The organism is Amycolatopsis sp. SID8362 (assembly GCF_010550475.1).
GTDB classification, from domain to species: domain Bacteria; phylum Actinomycetota; class Actinomycetes; order Mycobacteriales; family Pseudonocardiaceae; genus Amycolatopsis; species Amycolatopsis eburnea.
In genome coordinates, this window is the sequence record NZ_JAAGNB010001133.1 from 1 (window position 1) to 1,767 (window position 1,767).

The following is a 1,767-nucleotide window of genomic DNA, read 5'->3' on the forward strand; positions in this document are numbered from 1 at the left end:
CAAGGTGAGCTGGTCGGGCGCGGCGGACAACGGCGCGCGGATCACCGCGTACCACGTGTCCTGGCCGGGCGGCTCGACGACGGTCTCCGGGACGGCGCGGCGCGCCACCGTCAGTGGACTGGACAACGGGAAGTCCTATGTGGTCACCGTGGCCGCGGAGAACTCCGCGGGCCGCGGCCCCGGCGCGAGCGCGAAGGCGGCTGCGCCGGGACAGGCGGCCGGCGCGCCGTCGGTCACCCTGACCACCGGGTCGGGCGGGAAGGTCTCGGCGAGCTGGTCCGCGCCGGACCTGCACGGCGCGGACCTGGTGCACTACCTGGTGAGCGCGACCGGCGCGGGGGAGCGTCAGGTTTCGGGCACTTCGACGGCATTCACCGGGCTTTCCGGGTCCGTCACGGTCACCGTCCGCGCGGTCACCAGGTACGGCTCGGGTGCCGCGCTCACCGGGAGCCCGGGCCGCAAGACGGTGAGCGTGCCCGCGGGACCGCCGACGGTGAAGATCACCCACGTCCAGGGCAAGGGCGCGCCGGACCAGCAGATCATCGTCACCGTGACGGCGAACGGCAACGGCGCGGCCGCGAAGTGCAAGGCGACCGCGCTGGGCTCGGCCTCGTCCCCGACCGTGCCGTGCAGCGGCACCACGAACCTCACCATCTCGAACGTCTACTGGGTCGGCGCGATCCCGGTCGACGTCACCATCACGACGTCGGCGGGCACCGGCTCGGACCACTTCAACGGCACGCCCGCGTTCGTGTTCGTGCTCGGGCCGCTCGCGCTGCTGGGAACGCGCCGCCTGCTGAAGAAAACCGGAAAACCCGAGGCGAAGAAGGAAACGTGACACCGACTCCCAAAGCCGCCTACGAGCTGATCGCGGACAACGTCCAGGCGGTCGTGCGCGGCAAGCCCGAGCTCGTCCGCCTCGCCGTCGCCGCGCTGTTCGCCGAGGGGCACCTGCTCATCGAAGACGTGCCGGGCCTCGGCAAGACGACGCTCGCCCGCTGCCTGGCGCGCAGCGTCGGCGCGAGCTGGAACCGCATCCAGTTCACGCCGGACCTGCTGCCCGGCGACATCACCGGCGTGATGGTGTACCACCAGAACGCCGAGCGGTTCCAGTTCCACCCCGGCGGGATCTTCGCGAACGTCGTGCTGGCAGACGAGATCAACCGCGGCACGCCGAAGACGCAGTCCGCGCTGCTGGAGGTGATGGCCGAGCGGCGGGTGACCGTCGACGCGGTCAGCCAGGACGTGCCGCGGCCGTTCTTCGTGGTGGCCACGCAGAACCCGATCGAGCTGGAGGGCACCTACCGGCTGCCCGAGGCGCAGCTCGACCGGTTCCTGATGCGGCTTTCGGTCGGCTACCCGGACCACGACGCCGAAATGCGGGTCGTGATGGGCGACTGCGCCGGCGTGACGCCGGACGAGCTGCGCCCGGTGCTCGACCTCGGCACGGTGCAGGCCGTGATCGCCGAGGTCCGCAAGTCGCACCTGGCGCCGGAAATCGTGTCCTACGCGGTCCGGCTGGCCACGGCGAGCCGGACGCACCCGGCCGTCCGGTACGGCGCGAGCCCGCGCGGCAGCATCGCGCTGATCCGGGCGGCGCAGGCGCTCGCGGCCACCCACGGCCGCGACTTCGTCACGCCCGACGACGTCAAGGACGTCACGCACCCGGTGCTCGGGCACCGGCTCGTGCTGACGCCGGACGCGGAGCTGAACCAGCGCCGGACGGCCGACGTCGTGGACGAGCTGCTGGCCGAGACGCCCGCGCCG

General features: G+C 72.5%; 2 protein-coding genes. Both read left to right on the top strand.

The genetic code is table 11. The features are described 5' to 3' along the window. Positions 1-838, top strand: an 838-nt coding sequence (locus G3I65_RS35345) for a fibronectin type III domain-containing protein (RefSeq protein WP_160699947.1), incomplete at its 5' end; no start/stop codon positions are given. Further along, on the top strand, positions 835-1,767 hold a 933-nt coding region (locus G3I65_RS35350), incomplete at its 3' end, for a MoxR family ATPase (RefSeq protein ID WP_160699948.1). The genes G3I65_RS35345 and G3I65_RS35350, both read left to right, overlap by 4 nt.